This is a genomic window from Dyella sp. NPDC103356 (genome assembly GCF_055584465.1).
In genome coordinates, this window is record NZ_JBVJLZ010000003.1 from 146,134 (window position 1) to 164,740 (window position 18,607).

17 protein-coding genes are annotated in these 18,607 nt (G+C 62.1%); 4 read left to right on the top strand and 13 right to left on the bottom strand.

Annotation, left to right across the window (positions count from 1 at the left end):
* Nucleotides 1-6: 6 nt before the first annotated feature.
* Entirely contained in the window at nt 7-846 is an 840-nt protein-coding gene (locus ACZ6WW_RS07535) for a hypothetical protein (RefSeq protein WP_465273660.1), read from the top strand.
* Between the two features lie 58 nt (nt 847-904).
* On the opposite strand, the gene ACZ6WW_RS07540 is transcribed toward ACZ6WW_RS07535, so the two are convergent.
* Nucleotides 905-2,548 (bottom strand): methyl-accepting chemotaxis protein, encoded by a 1,644-nt coding sequence (locus tag ACZ6WW_RS07540; protein ID WP_465273661.1) that lies wholly within the window; start codon nt 2,546-2,548, stop codon nt 905-907.
* A 349-nt stretch (nt 2,549-2,897) separates the two neighbouring features.
* Here ACZ6WW_RS07540 and ACZ6WW_RS07545 point away from each other — a divergent pair, with 349 nt between their 5' ends.
* Nucleotides 2,898-3,788 carry a LysR substrate-binding domain-containing protein gene (locus ACZ6WW_RS07545; RefSeq protein WP_465273662.1) on the top strand — a complete coding sequence of 297 codons (891 nt, stop codon included), beginning with the start codon at nt 2,898-2,900 and terminating at the stop codon, nt 3,786-3,788.
* Here ACZ6WW_RS07545 and ACZ6WW_RS07550 read toward each other — a convergent pair.
* The 11 genes from ACZ6WW_RS07550 to ACZ6WW_RS07600 all read right to left on the bottom strand — a co-directional run bounded on the left by ACZ6WW_RS07550 (nt 3,785) and on the right by ACZ6WW_RS07600 (nt 14,557).
* The gene (locus ACZ6WW_RS07550) at nt 3,785-4,624 is read right to left on the bottom strand and encodes an HpcH/HpaI aldolase/citrate lyase family protein (protein WP_465273663.1); all 840 of its coding nucleotides are present in this window, start codon (nt 4,622-4,624) and stop codon (nt 3,785-3,787) included. The two genes, ACZ6WW_RS07545 and ACZ6WW_RS07550, sit on opposite strands and share 4 nt — an antisense overlap.
* Entirely contained in the window at nt 4,621-5,073 is a 453-nt protein-coding gene (locus ACZ6WW_RS07555) for a MaoC family dehydratase (RefSeq protein WP_465273664.1), read from the bottom strand. The genes ACZ6WW_RS07550 and ACZ6WW_RS07555 overlap by 4 nt, the downstream gene beginning before the upstream one ends.
* Nucleotides 5,074-5,079: 6 nt before the next feature.
* Nucleotides 5,080-5,745 (bottom strand): dienelactone hydrolase family protein, encoded by a 666-nt coding sequence (locus tag ACZ6WW_RS07560; RefSeq protein ID WP_465273665.1) that lies wholly within the window; start codon nt 5,743-5,745, stop codon nt 5,080-5,082.
* Nucleotides 5,746-5,820: 75 nt separating this feature from the next.
* Entirely contained in the window at nt 5,821-7,173 is a 1,353-nt protein-coding gene (locus ACZ6WW_RS07565) for a carbohydrate porin (RefSeq protein WP_281850265.1), read from the bottom strand.
* 190 nt (nt 7,174-7,363) lie between these two features.
* Nucleotides 7,364-8,107 (bottom strand): class II aldolase/adducin family protein, encoded by a 744-nt coding sequence (locus ACZ6WW_RS07570; protein ID WP_465273666.1) that lies wholly within the window; start codon nt 8,105-8,107, stop codon nt 7,364-7,366.
* Between the two features lie 38 nt (nt 8,108-8,145).
* Nucleotides 8,146-9,522: an MFS transporter gene (locus tag ACZ6WW_RS07575; RefSeq protein WP_465273667.1), complete on the bottom strand. Its 1,377-nt coding sequence runs from the start codon at nt 9,520-9,522 to the stop codon at nt 8,146-8,148.
* 78 nt (nt 9,523-9,600) lie between these two features.
* Nucleotides 9,601-10,602, bottom strand: a complete 1,002-nt coding sequence (locus ACZ6WW_RS07580; RefSeq protein ID WP_465273668.1) for an amidohydrolase family protein — start codon at nt 10,600-10,602, stop codon at nt 9,601-9,603.
* Nucleotides 10,603-10,625: 23 nt separating this feature from the next.
* The gene (locus ACZ6WW_RS07585; protein ID WP_281850269.1) at nt 10,626-11,300 is read right to left on the bottom strand and encodes a dienelactone hydrolase family protein; all 675 of its coding nucleotides are present in this window, start codon (nt 11,298-11,300) and stop codon (nt 10,626-10,628) included.
* An 11-nt stretch (nt 11,301-11,311) separates the two neighbouring features.
* Entirely contained in the window at nt 11,312-12,541 is a 1,230-nt protein-coding gene (locus tag ACZ6WW_RS07590) for an acyl-CoA dehydrogenase family protein (RefSeq protein ID WP_465273669.1), read from the bottom strand.
* Nucleotides 12,534-13,409 carry a succinate--CoA ligase subunit alpha gene (locus ACZ6WW_RS07595; protein ID WP_465273670.1) on the bottom strand — a complete coding sequence of 292 codons (876 nt, stop codon included), beginning with the start codon at nt 13,407-13,409 and terminating at the stop codon, nt 12,534-12,536. The genes ACZ6WW_RS07590 and ACZ6WW_RS07595 overlap by 8 nt, the downstream gene beginning before the upstream one ends.
* Nucleotides 13,406-14,557, bottom strand: coding sequence for an ATP-grasp domain-containing protein (locus tag ACZ6WW_RS07600; RefSeq protein WP_465273671.1), 1,152 nt, complete (start codon nt 14,555-14,557; stop codon nt 13,406-13,408). The genes ACZ6WW_RS07595 and ACZ6WW_RS07600 overlap by 4 nt, the downstream gene beginning before the upstream one ends.
* Nucleotides 14,558-14,971: 414 nt before the next feature.
* On the opposite strand from ACZ6WW_RS07600, the gene ACZ6WW_RS07605 reads away from it, so the two are divergent.
* Nucleotides 14,972-15,205 (top strand): DUF2188 domain-containing protein, encoded by a 234-nt coding sequence (locus ACZ6WW_RS07605; RefSeq protein WP_465273672.1) that lies wholly within the window; start codon nt 14,972-14,974, stop codon nt 15,203-15,205.
* Nucleotides 15,206-15,271: 66 nt separating this feature from the next.
* Here the strand turns inward: ACZ6WW_RS07605 and ACZ6WW_RS07610 are convergent, their stop codons facing one another.
* Nucleotides 15,272-16,306 carry a YncE family protein gene (locus tag ACZ6WW_RS07610; protein WP_465273673.1) on the bottom strand — a complete coding sequence of 345 codons (1,035 nt, stop codon included), beginning with the start codon at nt 16,304-16,306 and terminating at the stop codon, nt 15,272-15,274.
* A 158-nt stretch (nt 16,307-16,464) separates the two neighbouring features.
* Here ACZ6WW_RS07610 and ACZ6WW_RS07615 point away from each other — a divergent pair, with 158 nt between their 5' ends.
* On the top strand, nt 16,465-18,582 hold the full coding sequence (locus ACZ6WW_RS07615) for a TonB-dependent siderophore receptor (RefSeq protein WP_465273674.1): 2,118 nt from the start codon (nt 16,465-16,467) through the stop codon (nt 18,580-18,582).
* Nucleotides 18,583-18,607: the final 25 nt, after the last annotated feature.

Sequence of the window (18,607 nt, forward strand, 5' to 3'; positions counted from 1 at the left end):
CTCACGATGACCGACGTTGCCATTGCATCGCTCAATGACGATCCCGCCACCTGGCGGGCCATGAACTTTCGCGCTGTCTTTGCCGGCTGGCTGGTGGCAACCGGCGTAGCAGCCCTGCTCTACCTCGCCGGCCTGGCGATGGGCTTTTCCGCATTCGACGCCGACCACATGGGCGGCGGGGCCAAGGCCGTGGGTATCGGCAGCGGCATCTGGATCGTGCTGGTGTGGGCCGCCTCGCTGTTTGTCGGTGGCTTGTTTACCAGCTGGTTCGACGCCCATGACGATCAGACCATCGGCAGCCTGCACGGCGTTGCCGTATGGGGGCTGTCGGTCACCGCATCCATGCTGTGGCTTGCCCTAGGACTGGCCGGTGCCATGCATGCGCATAACGGCATGTCGATGGGGCACGATGAGCACGGTCCCATGCAAGGCGGCCCCGATACCCATGCAGCCTTGATGGGAGACGGCTCGGTAGCCGTACTCGACGCCAATATCGCATCGCGATTGCCCGCGTCACGCGATCACGGTGCAGCGATGCCTATCGTCGCGGCGCTGCTCGCAGGCAAGGACGAAACCGCAGCGAGCCTGTTCTCGGCCAATGCGGGCGTAACGCATGCCGCCGCCGCGCAGACGCTGGCCGGGCTATCGGCTGAAACGAACGCGGCCCGCGCGGATGTGAAAAGCACCGCCGACCGCACCGCGCACAATCTCGCCGCCGGCTTGTGGGCCTTGGTGTGCGGCCTGCTGATCGGCCTGGTCACGGCGGCCGTGGGTGGTTGGCTGGGCGCCGGACATGTGCACCGTGTCTATCATCTGCGGGCGTATCCGCGCGCATTGCGGCGCTGATCTGCAGCATGTCGAAAGCCAGGAGCCGGGTTATATGCCCGGCTCTTTTTGCCCGGCGTTACGCCGAGGCAAAACCGCCGTGCATGTCCATGGCGCCGGCATCGCGCCAACGCTCTTCGCCTTGTCGAGCCATGTCAGACACGGACGCTGGCGAGGATGATTCGGCGAGCTGAAAGAACGCCACCCGGCTGGCCAGGTGGTCGGCCTGCTCGCGCATCGCGCGGCTGGCCGCGGCGGCCTCTTCCACCAACGCGGCATTCTGCTGCGTGGTTTCGTCCATCTGCAGCACGGCGCGATTGACCTGCTCGATGCCGGCCGATTGTTCCTGGCTTGCCGCCGCGATCTCCGCAACGATGTCCGACACCTTGCTGACGCTGGTAAGAATGTCCTGCAACGCCCTGCCCGAGTGACTGACCAGTCGGCTGCCGCTTTCGACCTTCTCGGCACTGTCGTGAATCAACGCCTTGATCTCGCGCGCCGCCGATGCACTGCGCTGGGCCAGGTTACGTACCTCGGTGGCTACGACTGCAAAACCTCGCCCTTGCTCGCCGGCACGCGCTGCTTCCACCGCCGCGTTGAGCGCGAGCAGGTTGGTCTGGAAAGCGATCTCGTCGATAAGGCCGACGATATCGCCGATGCGCCGGCTCGAGTCGCCGATCTCGTCCATCGCGTGCACGGCCTTGGCCACGACGTCACCGCCCTGGCGCGCTTCGTCGCGAGCATCGCGCGCCAGCTGATTGGCGGCGCTGGCGTTATCGGCATTCTGGCGCACCGTCGCGGTCAGCTCTTCCATCGACGATGCGGTTTCTTCCAGCCCCGCGGCCTGCTCCTGCGTGCGTTGCGAAAGATCGTCGTTGCCCTGGGAGATCTGCTCGGCGCCGCTACGCACGATGTCGGCACCCTGGCGCACGTCGCTGACGATATCGGCCAGGCGCTGCCGCATCCCGGCGAGCGTATGCAGCACGCTGCCTTCATGGAACGACTCATCGCCATGCGCACGCACATCGCCGTCGGCAATGCGCTGCGCCATCGCCATGGCCATGTGCGGCTCGCCGCCGATGCTGCGGCCCACGCCACGCACCGCGATCAGCACCACGCCGAAAACCAGCAAGGCCACCAGTGCGGCGAACGCGCCAAACTCCAACAGCACACGGTAGAAGGCCTGTTGCACATCTTCGATGTACACACCCGTGCCCAGATGCCAATCCCATGCCGGCGTCATGCTGACGTAGCTGATCTTCGGCAGCGCGCCCTTGCCGTCGGGCTTGGGCCAGGTGTAGTCGATAAAACCATGGCCCTCGCGCTTGTCGAGCGCCACCATGGCGCGAAAAAGTTCCTTGCCGTTGGTGTCTTTCTTGTCGCCCACATTGCTGCCGACCATCTTGGGCGATACCGGATGCATCAGCATCACCGGCCCGGAATCGATCAGGAAGAAGTACCCGGTGCCGTTGTCCCAACGCATCGCGCGCAGCTCGTCCATCGCCTGGCGCTGTGCATCGGCGCGACTGAGCTTGCCGGACGATTCCAGCGCCACATAGCGATCGATAATGGCCTGCCCGGCATCGATATAGCCACGCAGGTTTTGCTTACGCTCGGCCAATAATGTCGACCGGCTTTGCAAAGAGGCAAAGACCGTGAGTGCCACCAGCCCGATAGCAACCACGCCCAGGATCGCGGCAAAACGCGATTTCATGGTCTTCATAGATTTTGCCCCTGTCATGCCTACTGCCTACTACCCGTACTTGGACCGGTTATCGTCCGGCCATGGGGTGGCTATCGGCGGGGGATCGAAAAATCTTGATAGGCCAAATGGCCAGTGGCGAGACCGGCTCATCCGAATAACCCCGGTTCCTCCCATCGTCATCCCGGCGCAGGCCGGGATCCAGTGACTTTGCAGTCGGTTATCGCGAAAACCGGGAACCGAAGCCACTGGATCCCGGCCTTCGCCGGGATCACGAATAGGGGGGATTTCGCTATGCGGCGTAGCAAGATTTCAAGGATTTCGTGCGCGCCTATACTCATCACACGATTCACGTCCACCGAGATGACCGATGCGTTCGCTGCCCCCGCTCAATCCCTTGCTGGCATTCGAGGCCGCATCGCGCCATCTGAATTTCACCAAGGCCGCGCGTGAGCTCAACGTTACCCAGGGGGCGATCAGCCACCAGATTGCCGTGCTAGAAGAGTATTTCGGCGCGAAGCTTTTCGAACGCAAGAGCAACCAGCTGGAGCTGACGCCCAACGCCGCTGCCTATGCGGAAACGCTGCATGCCGCGTTCGATGATGTGCGCAGGGCAACCGCCAGCTTCAGCGCCGCTGTGTCGCCACGCACGACGCTTACGATCAAAGGCTATCCGCTGCTGCTCAGCCGCTGGCTGACACCACGCCTGCCCGCTTTCAGCCGACAGTTTCCACATATCGATCTGCGGCTGGTCTCGGTATCCGGCGCAAGCCTGGTCGATTTCGAAAATCAGGATATCGACATCGGCATCCGTTACGGTCGCGGCCGCTGGAAAGGGCTGACCAGCCACCTGCTGTTCGCCGACGAGCTCATCCCGGTCTGCACCAAGGCCTTGGCAAAAACGCTGCACCTGAAGACCGCGCGGGACTTGGTCGGCAAGCCTTTATTGCAGACCCACGCACGCGTCAACGACTGGCCCGACTGGTTCAGCTGTGCCGGCGTGGACGACGAAAACGCGCTCAAGCAACTGACTTCGTTCGAGGACCTGGGCATCGTGCACCGCTTCGCCATCGAAGGCAGCGGTATCGCCATCCTGCAGAAGAATTACGTGGAAGACGATCTACGCGAAGGCCGCCTGATCATCCCGTGCGCTCCGGTGCTGAGACGCGACCTGGGTTATCACCTGGTCACGCCCACCAACAGCGCAAAAGACAGCAAGGTGAGGGAGTTTTCCAACTGGCTGCTGGCCAACCTGGGCTAGCGCTGGTCCAGCATCCGTTGTGCGAGCTTCAGATGCGGCGCATCGACCATCTCGCCCCGTAACGACACCGCGCCAGCCTGCGGGTTTTCTGCAAAGGCGGCCACGATAGCGCGAGCACGCGCCAGCGCCTGCTCGGAAGGCTCGAACGCGCGATGGATGGTATCGAGCTGCGCGGGGTGAATGGCCATCATGCCGGTGAAACCATCCTGTGCGGCACGCGTCGCCACCGCTGAAAGACGTTCGATATCCGTGAAATCGGGATGCACCGTTTCAATCGCCGGCACGCCTGCCGCATGCGCGGCAAACAGCGACAGCGATCGCACCAGCTCATAGGGTGAAGTAAACCGCCCTGCCTCGCGCACCGCCACGGCGCCGACCGCCGAAGACAGGTCTTCCGCTCCCCAGGTCAAACCGAACAGACGATGCGAGACATCGCGATAGGTTCCCAGTTCGAAGATCGCCGCGGGCGTCTCGGTCGCTATGGGAAGGATCGGCAAATGCGCCAGTCCGACGCGGCCCAATAGCGCATCGAGTTGAGCGATCGATTCGCGCCCCGCTGCCTTGGGCAATACGATGCCGTCGGGTGGATAATCGGCCAGACATTCGACATCCGCGCGCGCCAGACCGCTTTGCAAGGGATTGATGCGTACGAACAGCAAGGTATGGCGCGTCTGGGTCGCCAGAAACCTGGCGAGGATGATGCGAGCATCGGCCTTTCGGTCCGGCGCCACCGAGTCTTCGAGATCGAGCACTACGCTATCGGCCACCGACTGTGCGGCCTTGACCATGCGTTCGGCGCGATCGCAGGGTACGAACAACAATGAGCGCAATCTCATGTCGGGCTCCTGTGTATCAATGCCGTGCGCTGACATTCGCAGACCAGCTCGTCGCGCTGATTGATCAGGCGATGCAGAAACACCACGATCCCCGCCTCTGGCCGTGAACGACTGTCGCGCAGATCGACAACCTCGGTCTCCGCGTGCAGGGTATCGCCGATAAAGACCGGCTGCGGCGTCTTCACGCGGTCGTAGCCCAGGTTCGCCAGCATGGTGCGCAAGGTGGTGTCACCCACGCTCAAGCCGATCATCAGGCTGAAGCTGAAGGTGCTGTTGACCACGATGCGGCCGAACTCGCTCTGCCGCGCGTATTCGGCATCCAGGTGCAGCGGCTGCGGATTGTGCGTCAACGTGGAAAACAGCAGGTTGTCCGTTTCTGTCACGGTGCGGTGGATGTCGTGCACAAAGCGGTCGCCGACCTGGAATTGTTCGAAGAAGCGTCCGGCCATGGCGGGTCAGGCCAGATGCTTGTGGAAGAAATCCAACGTGCGCGACTGCGCCAGGTCATATGACGCCTGGTCGAACGTCGGCCGCTCCTCGCAACCGAAGCCATGCGATGCGCCGTCGTACACGAAAATGTCGATACCCGGCTGCGCCGCGCGGATCGCCTCGACGTCGGCCATCGAAATGGAATGATCCACTTCGCCGAAATGCATCTGCACCGGGCAGCGTGGCACCTCGTCCTTGTGATTGACGATGCCGCCGCCATACCAGGCGACCGATGCTGCAAAGGCATCGCTGCGAGTAGCACCCAACCAGGCAACCCGGCCGCCCCAGCAGTATCCGAGCACACCGACCTTGCGTGCACCAAACGCTGCCCGTGCGGCCTCGATATCCATCATCGAGGCCGACTCCGGTACCTGCGCGCGCAGGGCGAAACCGTATTGCAGGTCTTCCGGGCTGTAACCGAGATCGACCTTGCGCTCGGCGCGATCGAGCAGAGCCGGCGCGATCACCGAGAAACCCGCCTTGGCCAGCTGCGCACAGGCATAGCGCATATGGCTGTTCACGCCGAACACCTCCTGCAAGACCACCAGGCAATAGGGCGAATCGTCCGGGCCATCCCGATAGGCATCCATGTCATGCCCGTCGGCAGCGGTGAGCGTGATCCAATCAGCCATTGCTTTCGTCTCCTGTTTGCATGCACCCGCTTTCCGGTGCGCGAATAGACGTGGTGCGCCGGACGCGCGCCACGCTCAGAACTTGAACGAGATCTCGCCGCCAAGCACGGTGGCGTTGGGATAACGCTTGGCGCTGAATACGCCAGGGTGAATCAGGTACTGCACGTCGGGCGTCAGGAACATCCAGGGCGTGAGCTGGATCTTGTAGGACACGTCGACGTACTGCTCCGCGCCCAGGTAGCCGAAGTTCGGCTTTGCCGCGACCTGCGCGTTGAACTTGCGCGTATTGAGATACGACTTGGCCCAGCCCACGCTCAGTACATCGTCCGCGCGATTGGCAAACGGACCGAGCAACAGGAAGCCCAGCGAATCGTAACTGGCGATCTGCGACGTACTGTGGTTGCTCTCGGTCCAGTTGCCGAACAGCACCATGCCTCGCTTGTTGTCGCCGCCGAAGTTGAAGATCATCTGGTCGAGCGACAGCCAGCCGCTATAGCGACCTTCGTGCTGGATTTTCGCGTTGACCACATCAGGCGCACGGCTGGTGTCGTAGTACGCACCGATCTTGTAATGGCCGGGCAGCTTGTCCTCGCCCAGGCCTGGACTCCAGCCCAGTTCGGAGAGATAGATCACACCGGTCGAACCGCGGGCGTCGAGCCGGAAGCCCTGGTCAGGGTCGGTGAAACGCGTCGGATTGACGTCGAACACCGCTACTTTGAGGTACCAGTCCGGACGGAAAAAGCTCGTGACGCGCGCACCCATCTGCGCACCGGGCGGATTCTGGAAACCGCTGGAGTCGGCGGCGAGCGAGTTGGGATGACCGCAGAACCCCTGGTTCAGAAAACTGCAAAGCAGCGGGTTGTAATCGAACTCCGCCGCAGCCGGAAAATAACCGATCTGATAGGCCAGCTTTCCGTTGAACACGGTCTGCTTGAAGCTCAGGTTCGCCAGACGGAAGTTTTCGCCCTCGCCATAGTTACTCTCGATCGTGACACGGGTACCGGCCAGCAATGAGGCATTGGAGCCGTAGCGATCGGACACGGCGAACGTCAGGATGCCGTTGTCGATACCCGCCAGTTTCTGCATGTCGAAATTGGCGCCCAGGATCACCTGGTTGTTCGTCGAGGTCCCTTGCTTGGCGCCGCCCTTGGTGACATCGGCCGACTGCACCTGATAACCGGAGAAGATGTCGACACCGGCATCGCGCCACTTCGAACGCACGCCGCCCCAATCGCCGGTCATGCCCTGTTGATGCCACCAGTCCTGCATATTGGTGTTCGGCGGCGGCGAATCGATGCGCTGTTGCGGCGGATCGTTCTGCAGCGCGTCCGCCGCATGAACAGGCGCACACAGCGCCCCCGTCAGAAAAACGAACGCGGCCGCACTCGTGGCACGGATCCGCGTTCGCGATGGATGATGCTTGGACATAGTTACCCTCCCCTTGGTGACGTGATTACTGGCTTCCTCCCTCCGTCCTTGATCCGTATGCATCCTTGTCGCCCCGGGAGGTGGCCAATTTTTTTTGCGCACTTACCCCGACAGGCTTGTCGCCCGCCTGAAAACAAACGCTTTGTTTGCGACCGGCTGGCCGGCACGCTGGCCGGTGCGGCCGTCGTGTTTAGGTTCTGCTCATGGCGATCAATGCCTGTTCGGACTGACGTTCGTAGTACGACCACAACAAGCGCAGCAAGCGTGGATTGAACGTGCCGCGCGCGCAGTCCGCGGCCTCTTCCTGGCTAAGCGGCAAGGCGCCACCGAGAATCTCCGCCTCCACCTGCTTGCGTGCGTTCTCTTCAAAAAACGTGCTGCGGAAAAAGGCGATCTCCGCCGTCTCGCCGACCACTACGCTGCCATGACCGCGCATCTGCACCGCAACGTTCTTGCCCAGCGCCGCCGACAGCGATGCCGCTTGCGGATCGGAAACCACCAGGCGCGGATCATTCCAGGTCGGCACGCCCGTATAGAGGAAGGCACCATGCAGAAACACAGGAACGACATCACGACCGGCAATGCCCAGCAGCGTCGAGTGCTGCGCATGCAGATGCGTGACACTCATGATTTCCGGGCGATCGCGGTGAATCTGCGTATGGATGCGCCACTCCAATGGAATCTCGCCACCAGGGTGTTCGAGGATCTCGCCGTTGATATCGAACACGAATACCTGCTCGGGCTGCACCAGCCCTTTCTCCGAACCCGCACCAGGGCTGAGCAGGATGCGATCGGTGCCAGGCACGCGAATCGACACATGGCCGAACATGCCGATCGAACCCTGCAGGTTCAACATCCGGCACATGACCGCGGTTTTCTTGCGCAACTCCGCTTCGGTCTCGACCGGTGCTACGTCGGCATGCATATCTGTCATGGGAGAAGTCCTCGACAACTATCTGGTTTAAACAAATCTTAGGAACGCGCGTCCGTGCCGGCTGCCGTCTCATCGAGACGCAAGCCGCGAAAACGGCGATAGCAAAGGTAGATCAGCAACAGCGCACCGATACCGCCAGCCAACAGCGGGATGAGCGGCACCAGGAACAATTGCGGCAGCGGCGTGTGACGCGCGATCAGCCAGCCCCCGACCACCGGGCCTGCGGTGGAGACAATGCGGCCGATAGCGCTCGCCCAACCCGCTCCCTTGGAGCGAATGCTGGTCGGATAGATCATGCCGGTCACCGCATTCATGCCCAACTGGCTGCCGAGCACACAAGCGCCGGTAAGAAACACCACGCCGGTCAATGCGACATGCGACAAGCCGGCCGTACCGATCGCCGCCACCACCGGACCACCGATAAGAAAATAGGCGGCAATGGCGACAATGCCCCAGCGATCGATCAGCCGGCTGATCACCAAGCCACCGACGATGGCGCCGACGTAATAGGCCGCCTGGGTAACCGCGGTCTCATCGCTGGTCAGGCCCGCCGCGCGAAACAGGGTCGGCATCCAGCTGTTGACGAAGAAATTCACCACCAGGGCTGCGGAAAACAACAGCCACACCAGCAGCGTGATCCAGCCCAGCCCATCCGTGAAAAGCAGCTTCGGAGAAAAGGTATGGGCGCCCTGGCTCGGCGTTGACACCAGCAGTTGGGTACGCGGCGTAATCGCCAGATCCGGGCGCAACTGGGCGGCCAATGCGGTGGCCTGCTTGCTCGCGCCCTTCTTGGCGACCAGGAACTTGATCGACTCGGGCAGCATGAAATACAGCATGACAGCGAGCAGCAGTGGCGCAATGCCACCCACAAAGAAGAACGCACGCCAACCGAATGCATGTTGCAAGGTCGTAGCGACCACCGAAGGCAGGATGCCGCCGACCGCCAGCCCCATGAACATGATGATGATCAGCGTGGCGCGTAGTCGCTTGGGCGCGAACTCGGCGTTCAATGCGACGGTGTTGGGCAGCAGGCCGCCCAGGCCCACGCCGGAGACGAAACGCAGCACCAGCATGATGTGCAGATCGGGCGACGCCACGATCAGCAGACTGAACAAGCCATACACCAGGGTCGAAAGCAGGATGGCGATGCGGCGGCCATAGTGGTCGCCGATGTAGCCGAACAAGGGGCCTCCTGCGGCCATGCCGACCAGGCCCGCGCTGAACACCGGCCCCAGCTCCGACGCCGGAAAGTGCCAGGAGCGGATCAACTCGGGCGCGGCATAGGACATGGCCGCCAGATCGAAGCCATCGGCGCATTGCACCAACAGCGAAAGAACGACGATACGAATGACCAGCGCGCCGATTTTCTGGCCGTCGACCAGCGTGTCGATTTCGATGGATTCGACTGGCTTCATCACTCTCTCGTGTTCGCCGGTCGCCGACGCGCGGGGCACCGTTCCGACCTGATTGGCATGGAAGATATTCATCGAGACCTAGCGGTGCTCGCCCAGGAACGCCCAGACGTTGCCCTCGATGATCGCGCGCGTGACCTCCTCGGAAAGCTCGGCATCCTTGATCGCGCCGATCGGATCGATCTCACCCAGGCCGAACGGATAATCGGTACCCATCAGCACGCGATCGTTGCCATGCTTGTCCACGACCAGGCGCAGGCTGGCCGGGTCGAAGGTCAATGCATCGACATAGATCATCCGTGCATATTCGCTGGGCTTGCGCTGGATGTTCTCGCGCATTTCCGCGCGTACTGCAAAACCCTTGTCGACACGACCGAGCACCAGCGGGAAAGCACCGCCCGCATGCGCGAAGCAGATGTGCAGGTCCGGCAATTTCTCCAGCACGCCGCCAACGATAAGTCGCGTCATGGCCAGAGCGGTTTCGAGCGGATTGCCGACAATGTTCGGCAGGTAATAACGCGCCAGGCGCTCGCCGCCGATCAACGGTTGCATCGGGTGCACGAAGACCGCCACACCCAGGTCGCGACACGCCTCGAAGAAGGGGAACAGCAGCGGATCGTCCAGGTCGCGACCGGCCGGGCAGCTACCGATCTGCACCGCGCGCATGTTCAGCTGCTCGCGCAGAAAACGCAGCTCTTCGATCGCGCGATCGACATCCTGCAGGGGTACCGTGCCCATGCCGGCGAACTTGTCCGGCTTGGTGGCCACCAGCTCGGCAATATGCTGATTGAGGAAACGCGCCACCGCCTGCCCCGCTTCAGGAGCAGCCCAATAACAACTCAGCATCGGAATGGGCGAGATCACCTGTAGATCAACGCCCTGGCGTTCCATGTCGATCAGGCGGCGGTCCAGCGACCAGAACCGATCGTCCAGCTTCATGATGGTGGATTCCCCCATCATCAGCATGGCCGAATCGTCCGTCTGCGGCACCAGACTGGGCCAGCGCCCCGGACCGAACTGCGCCTTCCAATCAGGCAGCTTGTCCGGCGGCGGGATGATGTGGGTATGGAAATCGACGCGCATGATCGGGTTACTCGTACGTTGTTTCAGCGCAGCCGATGGCGCGCAAGGAAAGCCAGCGAACGCTCGCGCGCCAGCGCGGCGGATTTGGGCTCGTAGAAACGGCGGTCGTTGCAGCTGAAGCCGTGCTCGGTGTCCGGGTAGAGATGCATCTCGATCTCCGGATGCGCCTGGCGGATCTTCTCCACGTCGGCGAGCGGAATGTATTCATCGTGCTCGGCGAAATGCAGCAGCACCGGCGCGTGCAACGTCTCGTTGGCGTGGCCTGCGATCTGCGCACCGTAATAACCAACGGCGCAGACCACGCCGTCCAGGCGGGCAGCCGCCAGATAGGCCAGCGAACCGCCCCAGCAGTAACCCAACGCCGCTACCGGCCCGAAAGGCTTGACTGCATCGATCGCCGCCTGGATATCCAGCATGGTCTGGTCGAGATTGAGCTTAGCGCGCAGTTCGCGCCCTTTCTGCATGCCTGCCGGGTCGTAACCCAGTTCCACGTCACGCTCGACGCGGTCGAAAATGGCCGGTGCGATCGTGTGATAGCCGTCGCGCGCATACTGTTCGGCCATCTCGCGAATATGCGCGTTGACGCCGAAGAACTCCTGCAGCATCACCAGCGAGCCGACAGTCGCTCCGGTCGGTTCGGCCACATAGGCCGACAGGCGATGCCCGTCGCTCGCAGTGATGTCGATGCTGTTGCCCATGCTTCTGACTCCTAAACAAAACCGCTTTCGAGAGGCTGCGCGAAGGACAGACCGGAAATGCCCTCCTTCGCGTCGAAACTGCTGGTAACCCGTTTGCCGATCAGGTCGCGCAGGGTCTCGGAGGTACCGCCGCCCAGGGTTCCGTAGCGCGCGCCACGATACAGGCGCGATACGACGCTGTCGTCGGTGAAACCGAAGCCGCCGTGTATCTGTAGCGCCTCGCTGGTCACTTCAAGCGACATCTCGTTGCAGCGAATCTTGGCCGTCGCTGCAAGCAAGGCATCGGGAAAGGGATCGGCCGAGAGGCATGCGCGGTAAAGCAGACCGCGCGCGGCTTCGATCGCAATGAACATGTCAGCCAGCTTCCAGCGCATACCCTGGAAATCGCCGATCGATCGACCAAAGGCCCTGCGTGCGGCGGCATAGGACACCGCCTCGTCGAACGCGCCCTCGGCCAGGCCGAGCGAGATACTGGGATTGAGGCAGCGCTGTGTATTGAATGCCGACAGTAGCGACTTCAAGCCTGACTGGCGCACGACGAGCTGATCGAGCGGAATTTCGCAATCCGTGAACGTCACCTCGTGCAGGTTCTCGCCGCCGAGCGTATGAACCTTCGAGGTCAACGCCAAGCCGGGGGTCCCTTGTTCCACCAGGACACAACCGATACCGTCGAGTCCGGGCTGACCGTCAACACGCGTGAACACCACAAACAGTCCGGCCTCCTCGGCGCGGCTGATCAACGACTTGGTCCCGTTCAAGACAACCTTGTCGCCACGAATCTGCGCATTGGTGGTGTAGCTGGCGACATCGGTGCCGGCGTGCGGCTCGGTCAGGCAGATCGACAGCACGCAGTCGCCGGTACATACCGCCGGCAGATATGCCTGCTTGATGCGTTCGGGAGCGAACGCGGAAATCACGCGGGTCTGCGTACCCACCTCGCCTAGCACCGCCATGGCGGTGATGTAACAGCCCTTGGCGATTTCCTCCAGCACCAGTGCGGTGTCGAACACGCCCAGTTCGGAGCCGCCGTACTGCCTGGCCACCGCCATGCCGAGCACGCCGATATTGGCCAGCTTGCGCATGTTCTCCCAGGGGAAGGAGCCATCGAGCAGTTCTTTTCCGCGCCCCTTGAACTCGCCCTGCACGAGCTCGCGCACCTGCGCAATGCGGTGGCGCTGCTCCTTGCTGAGCGATATGCCGAGCGGCGTGGCGGTGTGATGACGGGTGATGACGTTAGACATCGGAGCGAGTCACTCCCTCGACGAGGCTTTCGATACTGGTAAAGACGTGCGCACCGACACCGCGCAGCGCTGACGTCTTCGATTGAATGGTTCCGCGTCCGCCCTGAATCAGCGCACCGGCATGGCCCATCGTCACGCCCTCGGGCGCGGACGAGCCGGCCAACAGGACAAACACGGGTTTGTTGAACGCCAGCCGCTCGATTTCCGCAGCCAGCTCTTCTTCTTCGGTGCCGCCGATTTCGCCAAGGACCAGCACGGCGCGCGTCTCTTTGTCCTGCTGAAAGAACGGCAGCAATTCGGCGAAGCGCATGCCCTTGACCGGATCGCCGCCGACGCCGACCCACGCCGACTGGCCGATGCCACGGCTGGCCAGACGGAAGCAGGTTTCATAAGACAGCGTGCCGCTCTTGGACATCACGCCCAACGGTCCGGGCTTGAGCGATACATCGGGGATAAACCCCAGCTTCATCCGGTTCGGAATGGCCAGACCCGGCGTAGACGGCCCGATCCAGAACGCGCCATGTTCCTTGACCATCGCGTAGGTGGCCATGGCATCGCGAACCGGCACACCTTCGGACGGCGACACGATCAACTTGATGCCCGCATTGAGCGCCTCGCCCACCGCACCGAGCACATCCATCGGTGGTACCAGGGTGACGCTTGCCGTGGCGCCGGTGGCAGCCACCGCTTCGCCGCAGCTACCGAACAGCGGCGTATCGGATACGTCGCGCCGGGCATTGGCGCCGGCGATGCCGCCGACGATATTCGTGCCATAGCGTTTCATCAGCTCGGTATGGCGGCTGCCCATGCGGCCGGTGGCGCCCTGCACCAGCACCTTGGCGCGAGGGTCGAGATGAAAACCGCTCATACCGCCACCCCCGCCAGTTCGACGGCTTTCTGCAAGGCCTTGTCGAGATCGAACTCCACCGTGATCCGGCGCCCCGATTGCTCGATCAGCTGCTTGGCCACCGGGAAGTTGTTGCCGATCAGCCGCGCGACCACAGGCACCTTGATCTCCGGCACGGCATCGAGCGCAGCAAGCAACAGCTGTGCGAATTCGCCGAGGTCGGTGATGCCCGCGAAGACATTGACCAGCACCACAGCGATGTCCGGGCCGCGCGTGAACTGCTGCAGCACCTCGATCAGTCGCGCCGGACTGCCACGCAACTGGCCGGTACGCACATCGCAGAAATTGAAAGGACGACGCCCTGCCTGCAGCATCTCATCGATCAACATCATGCTGAGCCCGGCGCCGGTGGTCAGCAGACCGACCTGGCCATGCGCATCGATACCGACATAGTCGAAATCGTGCTCGAGCTTGAAGTTCGATTCGCGGTACGCGTCCGGACGTGCGCGGATCGCCTGTTCCAGTTCCGGCTGGCGCGGTAACGCGCTCTCATCGACACCCAGCTTCATATCGCCGGCCATCCAGCTGCCGTCGGCCAGGACGAATAACGGATTGACTTCGAGCAAGGTCGCATCGAGGCGCAGAAATGCGCGTGCAAGCTTTTCGACGGCATCGCCCAGCGGCTTGTGCAGATCGTTCGGCAGATCGCGCAACAAAGTATGTGCAGCCGCCACGAGCGAAGCCTGATCCGGTGCCGCCACCGCGCTCAACATCGCATCGGCATGCTGCGCATGCGCCTCGACATCCACGCCGCCCTGGGCCGAAAGCATCACGCGAATGCCGCGCTCGGCCGCGTCCACCATGAAACTCAGGTACACCTCGCGTACGAAGTCCACCTTTCGCTCGATGCGAAAACCGGCGACGCGGTGCCCCTTGATCGTTGCGTCGGCATGTTTGCGGATGAAGTCGGCAGCTTCGACCTTCGATGCGGCAAAGCCGATGCCCCCAGCCTTCCCACGCCCACCAACGCCTACCTGCGCCTTGACTACCCATGCCCCGTCGTCGAGCGCCAGGCTGTCGAGCGCCCCGCTATCGACAAATACACCTGGCGGAATCGGAATACCCAGGGGGTGCACCAGTTCTTTCGCGTCGTGCTCAAGTAAAAGCAAGTTCGGACCTATGCGTTCAGTACGTTGAACGGGAGGCAGTAACTACGGCGCTCCCATCGATGGCGATGGAAGGTAGTCAAAGTGCCGGCCATTGCACACGGACGATTTGACATCAGCACATGAGAAAAACTAATCGAAAGACCCTATGAGCACAGGTGCACGCATTGAAGCAAGAGTGAGTGCAACAGGGCCCTCTTGCGGCGCTATTAAGCGGTTTCTTGGAGTAAGTAGCGCAGGCCATGGTGCGCAGCGTCATGCGGGCCTTGCATAAGAACGCCGGCCGCCGCTGAGAAAAATAGTTGATTGCAGCGCGATGCCGCTGGAGCGGCCTCAACGATGGGGCATCACTCGCATGTGCGGACATTGAGGTATTCGTCACGGCCAAACAGTTCAACTCAACCTATGACCGCACATATGCCAGACCGCCAGACCACTATCTATGTGAGACACCCGCCGGCGCGAGGCCGCGACTGGATCGTCTCGATAGCCTCGACGCCGGATCAACGCTTTTCCAACGACAAGGAAGCATTGCGCTATGCCGTGGAACGGGCACGGACGGATGCGATCAAGGGTTTTGCTACCGAGATACGTATCGAGAATGAGGATGGGAGCTGGCAGACGTTGATGCCGGATTCTTTTGGCGGGTAATCGCCTCAGTTTCTATTGTCATCCCGGCGCAGGCCGGGATGACAAATAGGTGGCGCTTTTTCAGCCTCAGTGCCGCCCCACCACCAACACAGTAAAGCTCCCCGGCACCATCGTAGGACGCTGTCCCGCCGGCTGATCCTTGCTCAACGTCGCGGCCGACAAATACAGCCGATGCTGCTGCGAATCCAATGCAAGTGTGCGCGCGCTCGGCTGCGTGGGCACGGTCGCCTTGACGCTGAAATGATCGCTGTCGTCTTCATGCACGGCGGTAATCGTGCCGCTTTCGCCATTGGAGCTGTAGACCGTCGCATCGCCGGCATCGAAGACCACGGCATCCGGCCCGGAGCCGATCGGCACGGTGGTGACCAGATGTCCGGTGACGCTATCGGTCACAGCCATCTTCTCGTTGTCGCAGACCGAGAACAGGCGATGATGCGCAATGTCGATCGCCAAGCCACTCGGCGATTCGCAGGGTGCCAGCGACCAGGTCTGCAGCAACTTGTGGCTGCCGGCGTCGATCTGCACGAGTTCGGATTTGTCTTCGATGTTGACGAAGATATGGCCGTCCGCATCGGTGACGGCGAACTCCGGCTTGCCGGGCAAGGCCACGGTATCGATCACACGTTTGCTCGCCGGATCGATCACGCTCGCGTTATGACTTTTGCCGTTGAACGTCCAGACGCGATGCGAGCCGGGCTCGTAAACGATCGCATCGGGCTTTTCGCCCGTGCCTTCGATCGTCGCGACGGTCTTGAGCGAGTCCAGGTCGAACACGGTTACCGAAGCGGTAAGACCGTCGCTGACAAAACCCTGCTTCAGATCTTGCGCGATGGCGATGCCATGTACGCCGGAGGTGTTGTCGATGCTGCCGACCTGGCGCATCTGCCTGGTATCGATCACCAATACGCGATCACCGCGGCTGACAAACAAATGCTGCCGCTGGGCATCGAAGCTCAGGTAATCCCAGCCACCCGTACCGCCCAAGGGCAAACGCTGAATCACACCCAATACAGTCGCTGGCGTTGCAGCGTCCGCCGCGCAAGGCAGCAAGCCTGCGCCAAGCATCCCAACCAGGAGAGCAACGCGATTCAAAGGAGACATGGGGCACCGTAAAAAGGAAGGTCCGCTCAGCATGAGGGTATGGACTTAGGGGCGGCTTAGCCCATCGCGATTGACTATGTAATAAGAATCACTATCATTTAGACCCTATCTGTCCGTCAGCCGGTCCGGGCTGCGGTTTCTCGTACAAGGTCATCGTCATGCGTCAAACACTCTCCAGAAGCGCGCTTCTGGTCGCCATCTCGTTCGCGCTCGCGCACCCGGTGCACGCTGCCGACGATGCGACCGCCGATACGACGCAGACCAAGGCCACGCAAAAAACGGGCACGCAAGCCAAGGACAGCGTGGCCCTGGACGCGATCAATGTGGTCTATTCGACGACCAAGACCGTCACACCGACGGTGGAGATACCGCAATCGGTCAGCACGGTTACGCCCGATCGCATGCACACCTACGGCGTACAGGGCCTGGATGAAGCGGTGCGCTACATGGCCGGCGCCGTGGGCGGCAGCTACGGCGCGGATCCGCGCAGCGACTGGATCCTGATTCGCGGCTATGACCCTGCCCGCTTTCTCGATGGTCTCGCCCTGGCCAATGGCGACTGGACCGGCGATTCGCGCATCGAGCCTTACGGCCTGGAACGTGTCGAGGTCAACAAGGGCCCGTCATCGGCCATGTATGGGCAGCTACCGCCCGGCGGCATGATCGACATGACCAGCAAGCGCCCGAGCCTGGAGGCACCGCACGAAATCGAGGCGACCCTGGGCAGCTTCGGTCAGAAGCAGCTCGCGGGCGACACCGGCGGCCAGCTCGACAGCGATGGTCATTGGCTTTACCGCGTGGTCGGCCTGGCGCGCAAGGGCGATTCGAACCTCAATCACTCACAGGACGATCGCTATTACTTTGCGCCCAGTCTCACCTGGAAGCCTGACGACGACACGTCGCTGACAATCCTCGCGCGCTACCAGCGCAGCCTTTCCAATGGCGTGGGCGGCTTCTTGCCGTCGCAAGGTACGCTCTATCCCAATCCGAACGGCCGCATTCCGCGCGATGTGAATCCGGGCGAGCCGGATTACGACCACTACCACAAGACCGATATGTCGAACGGTTACGAATTCACTCATCGCTTCGACGATGTCTGGTCGGTACGTCAGGACCTGCGCATACAGAACGCCAAGGTCGATCATCGCTCGATCGGTGCCCTTGGCCTGGAAGCCGACCTGCGTACGCTCGACCGCTACAACTTTCCGCTGATCGACCAGGCACATGTGTTCGCCGTCGACAACCAGGCCGAAGCGCGCTTCAACACCGGCGACGTGCAGCACACCGTGCTGATGGGCGTGGATTACCTGCACAGCCGCAACGACTACCGTTCGGGCTTTGGCAGCGCGCCTTCGATCGACATTTTCGACCCGGTCTACGGCGCACCGCTACCGGCCACGCCTTTCACCACGCACACGGACAACCTGCTCGAGCAATTGGGTGCGTACGTGCAGGACCAGATCACCCTGGGCAAGTGGGGCATCGTCGCCAGCGGCCGGCACGACTGGGTCACCAACGACGTCAAGGACGATATCGCCGGCAGCGCGCGCACGCAGAAAGACAATGCCTTCTCCGGCCGCCTGGGACTCAACTACACCACCGACATCGGCCTGGTGCCGTATCTGGCGTACTCGCACTCGTTCAAGACGACGGTAGGCACCACCTTTGCCGGCGAGGCATTCAAGCCGACTACCGGCGATCAGTACGAAGGCGGCGTGAAGTACCAGACGCCCGACGGCCGCTCGCTGATCACCGCGGCGGTCTACCAATTGACGCAGAAGAACGCGTTGACGGTCGACCCGAATCATCTGTTCTTCTCGCTGCAGCAAGGTCAGACGCGTACGCGCGGGGCGGAGCTGGAAGCGAACGTCGCCGTCACCGACAACTTCGCCATGACCGCCGCCTACGCGTACACCGATGCCAAGGTCACGCGGGCCAACGATGCCACCTTGGGCAAGCAGGTCGCACTCGTACCCAAGCGACAGGCATCGATCTCGGCGGACTACTCGCTGCATGAAGGCGCACTCGCCGGTCTGGGCTTCGGCGGCGGCGTGCGATACATCGGCGAACACTATGGCGATGCGAACAACCTGTTCCGTACCGGCGGCTATGTGCTGTACGACGCCAACGCCCACTACGACGTTGAAAACTGGCGCTTCCAGGTAACGGCTGCCAATCTCTTCGACCGCACCTACATCACAGCTTGCAACAGTGCAGCATGGTGCTACTACGGCTATCCCCGCGAAGTCACCGTGTCAGCACGTTATCGCTGGTAGCGATCCCTCAAAAGAACAAGCCCGC